Annotated in this window: 14 protein-coding genes; 10 read left to right on the top strand and 4 right to left on the bottom strand. The window is 61.2% G+C overall.

The annotated features are described in order from the left end of the window. The 5 genes from EN879_RS07300 to EN879_RS07280 form a co-directional block, all read left to right on the top strand. Window positions 1–644, top strand: a 644-nt coding sequence (locus tag EN879_RS07300; RefSeq protein ID WP_164774333.1) for a lytic transglycosylase domain-containing protein, incomplete at its 5' end; no start/stop codon positions are given. A 5-nt stretch (window positions 645–649) separates the two neighbouring features. Continuing rightward, window positions 650–1,138 (top strand): GNAT family N-acetyltransferase, encoded by a 489-nt coding sequence (locus tag EN879_RS07295; protein WP_024504138.1) that lies wholly within the window; start codon window positions 650–652, stop codon window positions 1,136–1,138. A gap of 282 nt (window positions 1,139–1,420) precedes the next feature. After that, complete coding sequence (locus tag EN879_RS07290) at window positions 1,421–2,689, top strand: ABC transporter substrate-binding protein (protein ID WP_063170315.1); 1,269 nt, start codon at window positions 1,421–1,423, stop codon at window positions 2,687–2,689. A gap of 46 nt (window positions 2,690–2,735) precedes the next feature. Further along, on the top strand, window positions 2,736–3,698 hold the full coding sequence (locus EN879_RS07285; RefSeq protein ID WP_063168799.1) for a sugar ABC transporter permease: 963 nt from the start codon (window positions 2,736–2,738) through the stop codon (window positions 3,696–3,698). Between the two features lies 1 nt (window position 3,699). Beyond that, on the top strand, window positions 3,700–4,524 hold the full coding sequence (locus EN879_RS07280; RefSeq protein ID WP_063168798.1) for a carbohydrate ABC transporter permease: 825 nt from the start codon (window positions 3,700–3,702) through the stop codon (window positions 4,522–4,524). A 28-nt stretch (window positions 4,525–4,552) separates the two neighbouring features. Here EN879_RS07280 and EN879_RS07275 read toward each other — a convergent pair whose 3' ends face one another. Beyond that, on the bottom strand, window positions 4,553–4,888 hold the full coding sequence (locus tag EN879_RS07275; RefSeq protein WP_127273996.1) for a hypothetical protein: 336 nt from the start codon (window positions 4,886–4,888) through the stop codon (window positions 4,553–4,555). Between the two features lie 145 nt (window positions 4,889–5,033). Here EN879_RS07275 and EN879_RS07270 point away from each other — a divergent pair, with 145 nt between their 5' ends. After that, window positions 5,034–5,777, top strand: coding sequence for a DUF899 family protein (locus EN879_RS07270; RefSeq protein ID WP_063170314.1), 744 nt, complete (start codon window positions 5,034–5,036; stop codon window positions 5,775–5,777). A gap of 132 nt (window positions 5,778–5,909) precedes the next feature. Next, window positions 5,910–6,464, top strand: coding sequence for a DUF4142 domain-containing protein (locus EN879_RS07265; protein WP_027162094.1), 555 nt, complete (start codon window positions 5,910–5,912; stop codon window positions 6,462–6,464). Window positions 6,465–6,626: 162 nt separating this feature from the next. On the opposite strand, the gene EN879_RS07260 is transcribed toward EN879_RS07265, so the two are convergent. Beyond that, window positions 6,627–6,947: a DUF1476 domain-containing protein gene (locus EN879_RS07260; protein WP_063168796.1), complete on the bottom strand. Its 321-nt coding sequence runs from the start codon at window positions 6,945–6,947 to the stop codon at window positions 6,627–6,629. A 212-nt stretch (window positions 6,948–7,159) separates the two neighbouring features. Here EN879_RS07260 and EN879_RS07255 point away from each other — a divergent pair, with 212 nt between their 5' ends. The 3 genes from EN879_RS07255 (at window position 7,160) to EN879_RS07245 (ending at window position 8,612) form a co-directional block, all read left to right on the top strand. Beyond that, window positions 7,160–7,543: a DUF6152 family protein gene (locus tag EN879_RS07255; RefSeq protein ID WP_063168795.1), complete on the top strand. Its 384-nt coding sequence runs from the start codon at window positions 7,160–7,162 to the stop codon at window positions 7,541–7,543. Next, the gene (locus EN879_RS07250) at window positions 7,544–7,999 is read left to right on the top strand and encodes a hypothetical protein (RefSeq protein ID WP_063168794.1); all 456 of its coding nucleotides are present in this window, start codon (window positions 7,544–7,546) and stop codon (window positions 7,997–7,999) included. 220 nt (window positions 8,000–8,219) lie between these two features. After that, on the top strand, window positions 8,220–8,612 hold the full coding sequence (locus tag EN879_RS07245; protein WP_027039300.1) for a RidA family protein: 393 nt from the start codon (window positions 8,220–8,222) through the stop codon (window positions 8,610–8,612). Between the two features lie 38 nt (window positions 8,613–8,650). Here the strand turns inward: EN879_RS07245 and EN879_RS07240 are convergent, their stop codons facing one another. Together EN879_RS07240 and carB are read right to left on the bottom strand one after the other, a co-directional pair. After that, window positions 8,651–10,438, bottom strand: a complete 1,788-nt coding sequence (locus EN879_RS07240; RefSeq protein WP_063168793.1) for an AIPR family protein — start codon at window positions 10,436–10,438, stop codon at window positions 8,651–8,653. Between the two features lie 179 nt (window positions 10,439–10,617). Next, window positions 10,618–14,124, bottom strand: a complete 3,507-nt coding sequence (gene carB, locus EN879_RS07235) for a carbamoyl-phosphate synthase large subunit (protein ID WP_027162088.1) — start codon at window positions 14,122–14,124, stop codon at window positions 10,618–10,620. Between the last annotated feature and the right edge of the window lie 162 nt (window positions 14,125–14,286).

Genomic DNA, 14,286 nt, shown 5'->3' with positions numbered 1-14,286 from the left:
CCGGATCGACACCGGCGGCACCAGCCGTGCCCGCGGTGATGACCGCCAATGCCTGGCAGGCGCCGCCGCCGGCAAATGCGAACGAACCGGTCAAGGCGGCCGAGACTTATACGACCGCGGGGCTGATCGTGCCGGCAACCGCCAAGGGCGACCGCATGCCCGGCGTCCAGCAGGTCGCCTATGTCGTGCCGCAGAACCCGGCGGCCCTGGTCCAGTTTCCGGCAGGGCCCGTGCAAGAAGAACACGCGACGGGCGTGCGTGGCGATGTCGAGCGGCTGATCGAGAAATATGCGGCGATCTACCAGGTGCCGGTGGACCTGGTGCGCCATGTCGTCAACCGCGAGAGCACCTTCAACCCGAAAGCCTACAACAACGGCCATTGGGGACTGATGCAGATCAAGCACGCGACGGCACGCGGCATGGGCTATGACGGACCGGCCAAGGGCCTGTTCGACGCCGAAACCAATCTAAAATACGCGGTCAAATATCTGCGCGGCGCCTGGCTGGTGGCCGGCGGCAACGCCAAGAAGGCCGACTGGCTCTATCAGACCGGCTATTATTACGACGCCAAGCGCAAGGGCCTGCTCGAGGCGACCGGCCTTGGCCGCGACCGCCAGCGCCGTCGCCTGCAACCCGACGCCTGAGCGCGATGCCTGAACCGCGCCCGCCGGCCCTGAACGACATCCGGCTGCGCAAGATCCTCGATGAGACGCTGGTTCCGCCGCACTGGCCCGACGGCTTTGTCATGCGCAGTTTCGAGCCTGGTGACGCGCCCGCCCTGCATGCGCTTTTGACGGAAGTGTTCGATGACGGCGCCGATGGTCCGTTCGACGAGTGGTGGCCGCGTATCGCGGACGATCCCGAATTCGACCCGGCGCTGTGCTTCCTCGTCATCGACGCCAAGGGCCGGCTGGCGGCGGCGGCGCTGTGCTGGACCCGCGCCTTCGTCAAGGATCTTGCCGTTCATCCCGAGGCGCGCGGCAAGGGTGTTGCCGAAGCGCTGATGTGGCACGCCTTCGCCGTTTTTCGCGAACGCGGCGCCGACCATGTCGACCTCAAGACCAACACGGTCGAGAATCCCGCCGCCGTCCGGCTCTATGAGCGGCTGGGGATGATGCCTGTCGCCTGGGAAGGCTAGGGTGTGCTGATATTCAGGTGATGCCGGCCTGCAAATGATGGCTTCCTGCGCTTCCGGTGCTCACGTACCCAAAAGTACGCTCCGCTCCGGTTCTCGGAAACCACCATTTTCGACTCGGCCTGACCTGAATCTCAACACCCCCTGATGGGTGTCGCCTCACGCAGGAACGGCGCGATTTGGGAACCCAAAGCGCCGCTTCGCATTCAATGGAAGGCGGGGTCCGACAAGCTGCCGGCGCGTGGAGTGTTTCCTGTCGCCGGCTGCGGAGGGACATCCATCACCATGAAGTTTTCTCACGCATTCCTGGCGCTCGGCGTCGCCGCCATGCTGATTGGTACGCCGGCGCGGGCCGTCGAGCTGTCGATGGTGTCGGGCGATACCGGCGACGGCATCAAGGTGCTGCGCGAGATCCTCGACCGTTACGAGAAAGACAGCGGCAACAAGGTCAACATCGTCGTCATGCCGACGTCCGGGACCGACCAGTTCGGCCAGTACCGGCTGTGGCTTGCCGCCGGAAACAGCGACATCGACGTCTACCAGACGGACGTGATCTGGGCGCCGCAGCTCGCCAGCCAGCTCGTCGATTTGACCGCAGCGACCAGGGACATCGTGGCCGAGCATTTCCCGTCGATCATCCGGTCGCAGACCGTCAATGGCAAGCTCGTCGCCTTGCCGATCTTCACCGATGCGCCGGCGCTCTACTACCGCAAGGATCTCCTCGACAAATATGGCGCCAAGGTGCCGGCCACCTGGAAGGAACTGGCGGACACCGCCAGGCTGGTCATGGATAAGGAACGTGCAGCCGGCAATCGGGATATCTGGGGCTTCGTCTTTCAGGGCAACGCCTATGAGGGGCTGACCTGCGACGCGCTCGAATGGGTGATGTCGAATGGCGGCGGCCAGATCATCGAGCCGGACGGCTCCATCTCCATCAGCAATCCAAAAGCGGCGGCGGTGCTCGATATGGTCAAGGGCTGGGTCGGGACCATCGCGCCGCCCGGCGTGCTCGCCTACCAGGAAGAGGAATCGCGCGGCGTCTGGCAGACCGGCAACGCGGTGTTCATGCGCAACTGGCCCTATGCCTATGCGCTCGGCAACGGCGAGGGCTCGCCGATCAAGGGCAAGTTCGACGTGGCGCCGCTGCCGGCCGGCACCGGCGAAGGCGCCCGACCGGTCGCGACGCTGGGTGGCTGGAACCTCGCGGTCTCCAAATATTCGAAGCATCCGGATGCCGCGATCGAGCTGGTCAAGTTCATTGCCTCGCCCGCGATGCAGAAATACCGCGCGCTGAAGACGTCCAATCTGCCGACCATCCAGGCGCTGTATGACGATGCCGACATTGCCATGGAACACCCGATTATTCCGCGCTGGAAGCAGATCTTTCTCAATGCGGTGCCGCGCCCCTCGGCCGCCACCAGGATCAAATACAACGAGGCGTCGAGCCAGTTCTGGAACGCTGTTCACAACACGCTCTCGGGCGACGGCACTGCCGCCGACAATCTGGCCGACCTCGAAGCGACGCTGACCAAGCTGAAGGGCCGAGGCTGGTGACGATACTGGGACAGCCGGCCGGCGGGACCGCAGCGAGCGGAGCGAGATGACAGGGATGAAACCGGAAACAGCCAAGGCCGCGCACGCGCCGTTGAGGGCACAGCGCGTTCGCTCGGCGTGGCTTTTCCTGGCGCCAATGCTTCTGGTGCTCGCCGCGGCGGCCGGCTGGCCGCTTGCCCGCACGGTCTATTTCAGCTTCACCGACGCCTCGCTGGCCGATCTCGACGCGCGCCAATGGGTCGGCTTCGCCAATTACTTTTCGGTACTTCACATGCCAAGCGGCCGGACCCTCTATGACGGGTTGCTGGTCGACCCTGTCTGGTGGCGTGCCGTCTGGAACACGGTGCGCTTCACCGTGATTTCGGTGACCTGCGAGACCATCCTCGGCACCATCGTTGCCCTGGTTCTCAACGCCGAATTCAGAGGCCGCGGCATCGTCAGGGCGGCGATCCTGATCCCCTGGGCGATCCCGACGATCGTCTCGGCGAAGATGTGGCAATGGATGCTCAACGACCAGTTCGGCATCATCAATGTGGTGCTGCTCAATCTCGGCCTGATCAGCACCAAGATCGCCTGGACGGCCAACGCCGACACCGCGATGGCGGCGGTCCTCATCGTCGATATCTGGAAGGCGACGCCATTCATGACGCTGCTCATCTTGGCCGCGCTGCAGATGCTGCCGAGGGAGATCATCGAGGTCGCCAGGCTCGACGGCGCCAACCCCTGGCAGATCTTCTGGCGGGTGACCTTGCCGCTGATCCGTCCCGCGCTGTTGGTGGCGGTGATCTTCCGCGCGCTCGATGCGCTGCGTATCTTCGACCTGATCTATGTGCTGACGCCCAACAATGTGCACACCAAGTCGATGTCGGTGTTCGCCCGCGAGAACCTGTTCGAGTTCGACAAGTTCGCCTATGGCTCCGCCGCCTCGACCCTGCTCTTCCTCATTCTCGCTCTGCTTACCATCGTCACCATCCGGATCGGCCGGATCAGCCTGGACGGGGACCGCTGAGATGTGGATCGTGAAGCGCACGGCCTTTTACCTGCTGGTCGGGGCAATCGTCTTCGTCGCGGTGTTCCCGTTCTATTACGCCATCGTCACCAGCCTGAAATCCGGGACCGATCTGTTCCGGGCTGATCTGTGGCCAACGACGATCAGTTTCGCCAATTACAGAAACGTGCTGATCGAGGGCGCCTTCGTGCGCAACCTCGCGAACTCGCTCTTCGTCTCCGGCGCAGTCGTCGCGCTGTCGCTGTTGCTCGGCATCACATCAGCCTACGCGCTGGCGCGCATTCGATTCCGCGGCCGCTCGGCGCTTTTGTTCATCATCCTGTCGGTGTCGATGTTCCCGCAGGTGGCGCTGCTGGCCGGGCTGTTCGAACTGGTCCGCATCTTCGGCCTCTACAATTCCCTGTTCGCGCTGATCTTCTCCTACATGATCTTCACCTTGCCGTTCACCGTCTGGGTGCTCACCACCTTCGTCCGCGACCTGCCGGTCGAGGTCGAGGAGGCGGCGATCCTAGACGGCGCGACGCCGTGGATCATCGTCACCCGGGTCTTCCTGCCGCTGATGTGGCCGGCGCTGGCGACCACCGGCCTGCTGGCCTTCATCGGTGCGTGGAACGAGTTCCTGTTTGCCCTGACCTTCACCTCCAACAACGCACAGCGGACCGTGCCGGTGGCGATCGCGCTGCTCTCCGGCAACTCGCAGTTCGAGATCCCCTGGGGCAACATCATGGCCGCCTCGGTGATCGTCACGGTGCCGCTGGTGGTGCTGGTGCTGATCTTCCAGCGCAAGATCGTCTCCGGCCTCACCGCCGGCGGGGTGAAGGGGTGAGGAGCGGTCAGCGTAGTGCGGACCGTTGTCAGATGTCCGGCGCGTTGCCGATCTTCTGCTTGAGATCAAGCGCCCAGGTGCGGCCTTCATCGCCGCCCCACAGCAGCCGGGCGATGTAGCCGGCCGAAGGGTTCTGCTCATTGCCGTAGTTCCTGCCGCGCTTGTCGACCTCGTGGCGGGCGAAATAGCTGACCATGCGGCGAATGGTGGAGGGCGCGAGCTTTTTCCGGTTCTTCAGTTCGGTGGCGCGGGCGACGCCGATCTCGGTGCCGCCGCGGCCGAATTCTCCGCGCAGTCTGAGGCCCTTGGCGGCATTGTCGGTCACTACTTGCGGGCAGCGCAGATCGATCTCGTCGTCGTGCATCTCGTCCCCCGGATCACGCTGCCCGGACAGGTATTACGACATATCACCATGCGCAATAAATGTCGGAGCCGATCACCGCCAAACGTCCTTGGGTCGCAGAGCAACCGCGCCGGGACGCCGGCGCTGCGACTTGAAGGAGCCGATCATGATCACCTTTCCCAACGAATCCGCGAAATACCGCACCGCGCGCGAAAAATTGCTGAAGAAGGAAATCGAGCTGCGCCGCGCCATGGAAGAGGTCGCCGAGGCCCGGCGCGCGCTGCCGCCGGGCGGGCTGATCCGCCAGGACTATGAATTCGACGCACTGGATGCCCACGGCAAGCCCGCGAAGACAAGGCTGTCGGAGCTGTTCGCGCCCGGCAAGGACAGCCTGATCCTCTACAACATGATGTTCCCGCGCCACCCGCAGGAGAAGCGCGATGTGGCGACCAGCGGCGGCACGGCGAAGCTCGCCCGACCGGACCAGCCATGTCCGTCCTGCACGGCATTGCTCGATCAGTTCGACGGCGCGGTCGGGCATCTCCAGGCGGCCGGCTTCAATTTCGCGGTGGTGGGCAAGACCGCGCTCGAAAACCTGGTCACGCTCGGTCGAGATCGGGGCTGGCGCAACATGCGGCTGGTGTCTTCGGCGGCCAACAGCTTCAAGCGCGACTACAATGCGGAGGCGGCCGACGGCTCACAGATCCCGCTGCTGTCGGTGTTTCACCGCGACCCCGACGGCATACGCCATTTCTGGAGTTCGGAACTGGATTTCGCACCGACGGAGCCCGGTCAGGATCCGCGTGGCCTCGGCACCTGCGAAACGCTGTGGAATCTGATGGATTTCACGCCGGAAGGTCGCCCGAACTGGAACGAGCAGCTGCAATATGGCGAAGCTTGCTGCCACTGAAGGCAGTTGTGGCCAGCCGCCGCGGTTCGGGTAATCGAGGCGATACGCGCAGGCTTCTTCCTCATGATCTGCAACCGGAGTGCCCAAGCGACGTTGGATTGTCCGAGGGACAATTCCAACCGGAGACATGCCATGAAGACGCTTACCATTCTGACCGCAGCAGCATTGCTTGCCGGCGCGCCGGCCTTTGCCCAGTCGAACACGACCGCCACGACCACGCCGCTCGCCGCCACGACGAAGGTCGACACTTCGACCTTCATCAAGACGGTGCCGAGCGCCAATGAGTTCGAGATCCAGTCCAGCAAGCTCGCCGAGCAACAGGCGACCGACGCCGACGTCAAGGCGTTCGCCAAACAGATGATCGCCGATCACACCAAGGCCGGCGAGGAATTCAAGGCGGCGCTTGCCCAGGGCCAGACAACCTCGGCCACCGCACCGTCCGGTCCGGCCCTGCAGCCCAAGGAGCAGAAGATGCTCGATGAGCTGAAGAGCGCCAGCGGCGATCAATTCCAGGCCAAATACATCGAGATGCAGACCAACGCTCATAAGGAAGCCGTCGCGCTGTTCAGCGGCTATGCGAAATCCGGCGACGACCCGGCAATGAAGGAATTCGCCAAGAAAACCCTGCCGACGCTGCAGATGCACGAAAAACACGTGAAGGAACTGGCCGCCGCGCATCAGGGGTGAGGGCGGTTCACTATGGCGCCCCCCTCTGTCCTGCCCGGCAGGACAGAGGGGGGCGCCGTAGAGCGCTACGATGGAAGCCAGCCCGCTTGGCCAACCAACACCACAATATGGCCCTGTGCCTTAAGCACGGCACGCCCTATACCGATCAAGGCTGAGCGGCGCTCAGGTCGACCTGATCTGCTCGACCGCGGTCACCAGCAGCTCTTCCATGGCGGTGCGTATCTGGCCATCCGACTGGGCGATGCCCGCCGCGTCGAAGTCGGCGCGGACCTTGCGGAACACATCGTTGTCGCCTGCCTCTTCGAAATCCGCGTGCACGACCTCCTTGGCATAGGCGTCGGCGTCAGCACCGGATTTGCCGAGCTTTTCGGCGGCCCACAGGCCGAGCAGCTTGTTGCGGCGCGCCATGGCCCTGAACTTCGTTTCCTCGTCCATCGCAAACTTCTTTTCGAAGCCTTCCTGACGGTCTCTCATGCTGCTCATGGTTCGCCTCGTTTCCGATGGGAGTCCGATCTTCAGCCCAGGGGAAGAACGGCCAGGAAAGAGAGAGTGGCGCGCATGGGTGTCATTAACAAGGCGTCATGCCGGCGATTGGGCGGGCGCTTGGCGGTCCAGTCTTTCGCTCGATATGATTTGACGTTGCCGCGCCGTGTCCTACTCTCAAGTGCCTGCGGGATGAACCGAGGAGACGAGCGATGCAGTTCAAGGCAATTCGCAGCGTCGCGCTGACGGCGGCCGTGATGCTTGCCGCCGGCACCGCGGCCTATGCCCATCACGGCTGGTCGTGGACACAGGATGGGTTTTTCGAACTCAAGGGCAAGATCACGGCCATCTATATCGGCAATCCGCACGCCACGCTGGATGTCGACGCGGAGGGTGAGGCCTGGCGGGTGGAGATGGCGCCGCCATCACGCACGATCGCCGCCGGCTTCACGGAGGAGGTGGCCAAGGTCGGCGACGAGGTGACCGCGATCGGCAACCGCTCGCTCGAGGCGACCGAAAAGCGCATGAAAGCGGTGCGCGTCATCGTCAACGGCAAGACATATGATGTCTATCCCGACCGCGTGCCGCCGGCGTAAATGGCCGAGTTCCTCGCCGGCATTGAGCATCTTGCGTTGGCGCGGTGGCTGAAGGCTTCCTTCGTCGCCTATCCCATAGTCAATGCGCTCCACATCATGTCGATCGGCGCGCTGTTGACCAGCGTCGTTCTCATGGACCTCAGGATCTGCGGCGCTTTCCGTTCGCTGCCGCAAGCCGCATTCGTCGCGCTGCTGCGCCGCATTGCATTAAGTGCATTCGCGGGTGCGCTCGTCACAGGCTCGCTGCTGTTTTCGGTCAAGGCGAGCACCTATGCGGCGATGCCGGTTTTCCTCGCCAAGATGGCACTCATCCTTCTCGCCGGCGTCAATTTTTTCACCTTCCTGCGCTTCGCCAGAGGTGGTGACGATCTGGCCGGCAGCACCATCCTGGCTGTGCTCTCGATACTGCTGTGGACGTCCGTGCTTTTCGCCGGACGGTTCATCGGATTTCTCTAGCGCCGCATCTTCCTTCTCCCCCTGTGGGAGAAGGTGTCGCCGAAGGCGACGGATGAGGGGTGTTCCAGGGAACGCCGACGTCTCACTCCGCTGGAACACCCCTCATCCGTCTCGGCGCTATCGCGCCGATCCACCTTCTCCCACAAGGGGAGAAGGGAAGAACGGCGCTGGCGTTCCGCCCGTGCCGGGATAAGCTCCCTGCAACTCAGGGAGAACTGCCATGAAAAAAGAAATCATCGAAGTGCCGGTCATGTCCGCCAAGGTGCGGGCGCTCGGCCTTCCCTGCTCGACAGCGGTCAAGGCCAACGGCTTCGTGTTCATCTCGGCGACGCCGCCGGTGGATATGGTGACCGGCGAGATGGTGCGCGGCGACATCGAGGTGCAGACCGAGGCGTCGCTGAAGGCGCTGAAACATTGCCTGGAAGCGGCCGGCACTTCGCTCGACAATGTGGTGATGGTGCGTATCTACGCCGTCAATTCCGGCTTCTACAACGCCATCAACCGTGTTTATGCCAGGTATTTCAGCGTCAATCCGCCGGCGCGGAGTTTTGTGCCGGTGGCGTCGTGGCCGATGGAGTTCGATATCGAGATCGAGTGTGTGGCGGTGGCGTGATGAGAGTATAGGAACGAGCATGACGACTCGCCAGCCTCTTATGAAACGTAGTTTTTCACCTCAGGAATGTCTTGGGTCAGGATCATCTCTCTAAATTCGTTAGAAACCGACTCTGATCGGATGGCGTCCCGAACCCTCTCCTGGGACTGCGTCCCAAACTGCTTAAGTTTGTCGTCTAATATCGCTGAGCTTCTATAAACCACCGCCTTGAGCGCCTCTTCATTCTTGCTCAATGCAATAATATTCTGCGCTACTTTTTCTATTTCCGATTTTTTCATGGAAAAGACGTCTCTGCCTCGGGTCACAATTAAACCGACGGCACATATGATATAAAATCGGAACGTCTTATATTTATTATCTATACGCTGGTTTCTCCAGAGGAACTCAATTCGGTAGTAGAGATAACAGCAGGCATGATAGATCCTAACATCATGATCATCCTTAAATATCTTGCTATCATACTCCGACATGATTCCCCGATAGTCGCGAGCTGCACGATTGGGCTGGAAGAAAATCGCGGCAGCCAGGGCCTTCATCATCGAAGATGGCTGAATTATCCTAACGCGCTCGACCTGCTGGCCACGATATTGGTTTTCGCGCCGTTCAAGATATATGATCTCTTCCGGCTCAACCGATCTGGCGTATTCTTCGAGGCTCTTTAAAAATGGCCTCAGCGCCCAGAATTGTTCTTCCTTCACCGGGTTCTGCCTATTCGTTCCAATAATGATCGATGCGACGAAGTCATCGTTCTTCGACCCAATCAGGCGGAATGGCACTGCAATATGGTCAATTAGATTTAGATCTTCAGCTGCCCCTTTGCTTTCCCCAAAGATCAATTCGTATATAATATTGCTCGTTTGACACCCATTTACTATTTGATAGTCCTCAAGATGGAATCGATCTCCAGTGCGGTCTATACTTTTCGACACAACTGTAACGCCGTTATTCCTAAAAGCAAAATCATCACCACCGCTCTCAAGTACTGAGACCTTTATTTCTTGGTTAATCTTAGATCTTTGATCGTAGTCTCTAATATTGTCAACGAAAACCGATTTATTGATGCCGATTGCGTTAAATTTATCGTCAAACAAAGTAAATAGCTTAACTAGTTGTTTGGCCTCGAGATATCCAACGTATGCCTCGTCCACATTCTTATTTTTTGGCATAACGACTGCTTTTGTAAATTCAATTTCTGCTTCGACAGATGTTGTGGCGGCTCGGTACCATTGTTGTAGCTGAAGAGCTCCAACGATACTTACGTCAAGGTTGTCTCTGTCAAACATGTTTTTTTCAGACATTTGACGAGTGAATGTATTCTTCAAAGACTCAATGCGCCGAGGTTCCTCGTAATTTCCGGTTGCGATGTAGAACGCTTTTAGCGAAGGATTTTTCTTTCCAACTACACCTTCATATACCGCGAGCATCGCCTCGGTTAAGTCCGACAATTGGGGGCTTTCATCTCGCAAATCGCCATCAAAAAAGCTGGTTATAGCATCGAAAAATTTGGAAATGTCACCGTAGTCGTAACTTGGGCTAGTTTTCGACTGAAAGAAAACAAACTCAATCGATGGATTTTTGATCGCGGCGAGCTTATCTTCTGCTTCGATCCGTGTTTTTACTACTTCCCCTTGTATTAATATTGCGACTCCGTCGAGACCGAACTCCGTGCCTGTCAAATGGACATCGTTGGCATCTGCGGACTCGGCCAACAGACCGATTAGAGTCGCAAATATCGAGTAAATTTCGAATTGATCACTAAGACTTGCCGACTCGATGCTCGTGGATTTTGCGTAATCCTTGACTTGAGCGCGAATTACTGGATTCATTTTTTGGTCCCCCCGCCTTTTGGCTGTTAGCGTACGTGACGTCTCGGGGGCTGTCTACTGTATCCGACCCTTTACTAACCGTCGGAGTGCACTATTTTAGATGCTGGTATAATCCGGATATCATTTGGCTGCGGCGAGCAATTTGAAAGCGAGAACTGCCGACAGCAGTTCACCAATCCTTACGCAAAATACTCCTGCAGCGGCCTGACCTCGAGGCTCCCCGCCTTCAGTGCCGCAATCGCTTCCGCCACCGCAGCCGCGCCCGATAGCGTCGTATAATACGGCACCTTCTGCATCAGCGTCGCCCGCCGCAGCGACTTCGAGTCCGACACTGCCTTCTGGCCGTCCGTGGTGTTGAAGACGATCTGCACCTGGCGGTTGCGGATGGCGTCTTCGATGTGGGGGCGGCCTTCCAGCACTTTGTTGATCTTCTGGGCGTCGACGCCGTTTTCGGCGAGGAAGCGGGCGGTGCCTGAGGTGGCCAGCACCTTGAAGCCGAGGCCGGCCAGGCGCTTCACCGCCGGCAGGATGCCTTTCTTGTCCTCGTCGCGCACCGAGACGAACAGCGTGCCGGAGCGCGGCAGGTCGACGCCGGCGCCGAGCTGGCTCTTGGCGAAGGCCAGCGCGAAATCGCGGTCGAGGCCCATGACCTCGCCGGTCGAGCGCATTTCCGGGCCGAGCAATATGTCGACGCCGGGGAAGCGGGCGAAGGGGAACACGGCTTCCTTGACCGCGATGTGGCCGGGGTTCCTGGGGTCGGGCATGGCGCCGTAATGGGCGAAGGCGTCTTCCAACTTCTCGCCGGCCATGATGCGGGCGGCAATCTTGGCAATTGGCCGGCCGATGGTCTTGGCGACGAAGGGCACGGTGCGCGATGCGCGCGGGTTGACCTCCAGCACATAGACCGTGCCGTCCTTGATCGCATACTGCACGTTCATCAGCCCGCCGACATTGAGCGCGCGGGCAAGGGCTGCCGTCTGGCGCTCCAGTTCGTCGACCAGTTCGGAAGGCAGCGAGTGCACCGGCAGCGAGCAGGCACTGTCGCCCGAATGGATGCCGGCCTCCTCGATGTGTTCCAGAATGCCGGAGACGAAGGTCGCCTTGCCGTCGCAGAGGCAGTCGACATCGACCTCGATGGCGCCGGAGAGATAGGTGTCGAACAGCAGCGGGTTTTTGCCCAGCAGCGTGTTGATCTGGCCGGTCTTGTCGTTGGGGTATTTCTGCTTGATGTCCTCCGGCACCAGGCCGGGCACGGTGTCGAGCAGGTAGGTCTGCAGCATGCCCTCGTCATGGATGATCTGCATGGCGCGGCCGCCGAGCACATAGGACGGGCGCACCACCAGCGGGAAGCCGAGCTCGCCGGCGACCAGGCGGGCCTGCTCGACCGAATAGGCGATGCCGTTCTTCGGCTGGCTCAGGTTGAGCTTGTGCAGCAGCTTCTGGAAGCGGTCGCGGTCTTCGGCGAGATCGATCATGTCGGGCGAGGTGCCGAGGATGGGGATGCCGGCCTTCTCCAGCGCATCCGCCAGCTTCAGCGGCGTCTGGCCGCCGAACTGGACGATGACGCCGACCAGCTCGCCCGAGGCCTGCTCGGCGCGCAGGATCTCCAGCACGTCTTCGGCCGTCAGCGGCTCGAAATAGAGCCGGTCCGAGGTGTCGTAGTCGGTCGAGACCGTCTCCGGGTTACAGTTGATCATGATCGCTTCATAGCCGGCGTCGCGCAGCGCGAAGGCGGCGTGGCAGCAGCAATAGTCGAACTCGATGCCCTGGCCGATGCGGTTCGGCCCGCCGCCGAGGATGACGACCTTCTTGCGCGACGAGACCTGCGCCTCGTTGGCCAGCGCGCCGGCGAACGGCACTTCATAGGTCGAGTACATGTAGGCGGTGGGCGAGGCGAACTCGGCCGCACAAGTGTCGATGCGTTTATAAACAGGATGAACGTCGAGCTTTTCGCGAGCTTTCTGAATCACTTCGGCGTCGGTCTTCGTCAGCGACGCGAGGCGGGCATCGGAGAAACCCATGGCCTTCAGCATGCGCAGGTTGACGGCATCCTCGGGAATGCCGTGCTCGCGGATGCGGGCTTCCATGGCGACGATGCCGGCGATCTGTTCGAGGAACCACGGGTCGATCTTGCACATGGCGTGCACGTCCTCCAACGAGGTGCCCATGCGGATCGCCTGCGCCACCATGCGCAGCCGATCGGGCGTCGGCGTGCCGAGCGCTGCGCGGATGGCGTTGCGGTCGTCGGCATGGTTGGCGGAACCGAGGCCCCCATGGCTGAGACCGGGAATCTCGATCTCGTCCAGACCAGTCAGGCCGGTTTCAAGTCCACGCAGCGCCTTCTGCAGCGATTCCTGGAAGGTGCGGCCGATGGCCATGACTTCGCCGACCGACTTCATGGCGGTGGTCAGCACCGGCTCGGCGCCGGGGAATTTCTCGAAGGCAAAGCGCGGGATCTTCGTGACGACGTAGTCGATGCTCGGTTCGAACGAGGCTGGCGTCGCGCCGCCGGTGATGTCGTTCTCCAGCTCGTCCAGCGTGTAGCCGACGGCGAGTTTTGCCGCGATCTTGGCGATCGGGAAGCCGGTCGCCTTGGAGGCAAGTGCCGACGAGCGCGAGACGCGCGGGTTCATCTCGATCACCACCAGGCGGCCATCGGCCGGGTTGACGGCGAACTGCACGTTGGAACCGCCGGTCTCGACGCCGATCTCGCGCAGCACGGCGATCGAGGCGTTGCGCATCATCTGGTATTCTTTGTCGGTCAGCGTCAGCGCCGGGGCGACGGTGATCGAATCGCCCGTATGCACGCCCATCGGGTCGATGTTCTCGATCGAGCAGACGATGATGCAATTGTCCGCTCTGTCGCGGACGACCTCCATCTCATACTCCTTCCAGCCGAGCACGCTCTCCTCGATCAGCACTTCGGTGGTCGGCGAGGCGTCGAGGCCGGACTGGACGATCTCGTAGAATTCGGCGCGGTTGTAGGCGATGCCGCCGCCGGTGCCGCCCATGGTGAAGGACGGGCGGATGATGGCCGGCAGGCCGACATGGTCGAGCGCCTGGGCGGCGATCGCCATGCCATGGCTGATATAGCGCTGCTTGCGGTCGCCTTCGCCGAGGTTCCAGCGGGTTTCCAGCGCATCGAGCGCGGCGTCGAGATCGGCCGGCTTCTCGGCCTTGAGCGCCGCGCGCTCGGCCTCATGCGTCTTGCGGTCGGTGTTCTTGACGTCGGTGGCGTTGGCCAGCATCGACTTCGGCGTTTCCAGGCCGATCTTCTTCATCGCCTCGCGAAACAGCGCGCGGTCCTCGGCCTTGTCGATGGCGGTAGCGTCGGCGCCGATCATCTCGACATTGTAGCGCTCGAGCACGCCCATGCGGCGCAGCGACAGAGCGGTGTTGAGCGCGGTCTGGCCGCCCATGGTCGGCAGCAGCGCGTCGGGCCGCTCCTTGGCGATGATCTTGGCCACCACTTCAGGCGTGATCGGCTCGATATAGGTGGCGTCGGCCAGTTCCGGGTCGGTCATGATGGTGGCCGGGTTGGAATTGACCAGGATGACGCGGAAGCCTTCCTCCTTCAGCGCCTTGCAGGCCTGCGTGCCGGAATAGTCGAACTCGCAGGCCTGGCCGATGACGATGGGGCCGGCCCCGATGATCAGGATCGACTTGATGTCAGTGCGTCTTGGCATGTCAAAGGTCCGTTCGGCGGGCGGCTTGCACAAAAAACCGGGACGGGAAGACCCGGCCGGTTGTGCTCGCGATTCTGGTATCAGGCTAGGAGGGCCTTATAGGGAAGAGTTTTGACTGATGTAACCCCGAAAATGCGAGGTAGGGGAATAGGGGAGTAGGGG

The organism is Mesorhizobium sp. M7A.F.Ca.AU.002.02.1.1 (genome assembly GCF_003998535.1).
Lineage (GTDB): Bacteria > Pseudomonadota > Alphaproteobacteria > Rhizobiales > Rhizobiaceae > Mesorhizobium > Mesorhizobium ciceri.
This window is presented reverse-complemented; position numbering and strand designations above follow the sequence as displayed.

Bases quoted from the DNA above. Each gene is read 5' to 3' on its own strand.
- EN879_RS07295 (WP_024504138.1), top strand. From the start codon at position 650: ATGCCTGAACCGCGCCCGCCGGCCCTGAACGACATCCGGCTGCGCAAG.
- EN879_RS07290 (WP_063170315.1), top strand. From the start codon at position 1,421: ATGAAGTTTTCTCACGCATTCCTGGCGCTCGGCGTCGCCGCCATGCTG.
- EN879_RS07285 (WP_063168799.1), top strand. From the start codon at position 2,736: ATGACAGGGATGAAACCGGAAACAGCCAAGGCCGCGCACGCGCCGTTG.
- EN879_RS07280 (WP_063168798.1), top strand. From the start codon at position 3,700: ATGTGGATCGTGAAGCGCACGGCCTTTTACCTGCTGGTCGGGGCAATC.
- EN879_RS07275 (WP_127273996.1), bottom strand. From the start codon at position 4,888: ATGCACGACGACGAGATCGATCTGCGCTGCCCGCAAGTAGTGACCGAC.
- EN879_RS07270 (WP_063170314.1), top strand. From the start codon at position 5,034: ATGATCACCTTTCCCAACGAATCCGCGAAATACCGCACCGCGCGCGAA.
- EN879_RS07265 (WP_027162094.1), top strand. From the start codon at position 5,910: ATGAAGACGCTTACCATTCTGACCGCAGCAGCATTGCTTGCCGGCGCG.
- EN879_RS07260 (WP_063168796.1), bottom strand. From the start codon at position 6,947: ATGAGCAGCATGAGAGACCGTCAGGAAGGCTTCGAAAAGAAGTTTGCG.
- EN879_RS07255 (WP_063168795.1), top strand. From the start codon at position 7,160: ATGCAGTTCAAGGCAATTCGCAGCGTCGCGCTGACGGCGGCCGTGATG.
- EN879_RS07250 (WP_063168794.1), top strand. From the start codon at position 7,544: ATGGCCGAGTTCCTCGCCGGCATTGAGCATCTTGCGTTGGCGCGGTGG.
- EN879_RS07245 (WP_027039300.1), top strand. From the start codon at position 8,220: ATGAAAAAAGAAATCATCGAAGTGCCGGTCATGTCCGCCAAGGTGCGG.
- EN879_RS07240 (WP_063168793.1), bottom strand. From the start codon at position 10,438: ATGAATCCAGTAATTCGCGCTCAAGTCAAGGATTACGCAAAATCCACG.
- carB (WP_027162088.1), bottom strand. From the start codon at position 14,124: ATGCCAAGACGCACTGACATCAAGTCGATCCTGATCATCGGGGCCGGC.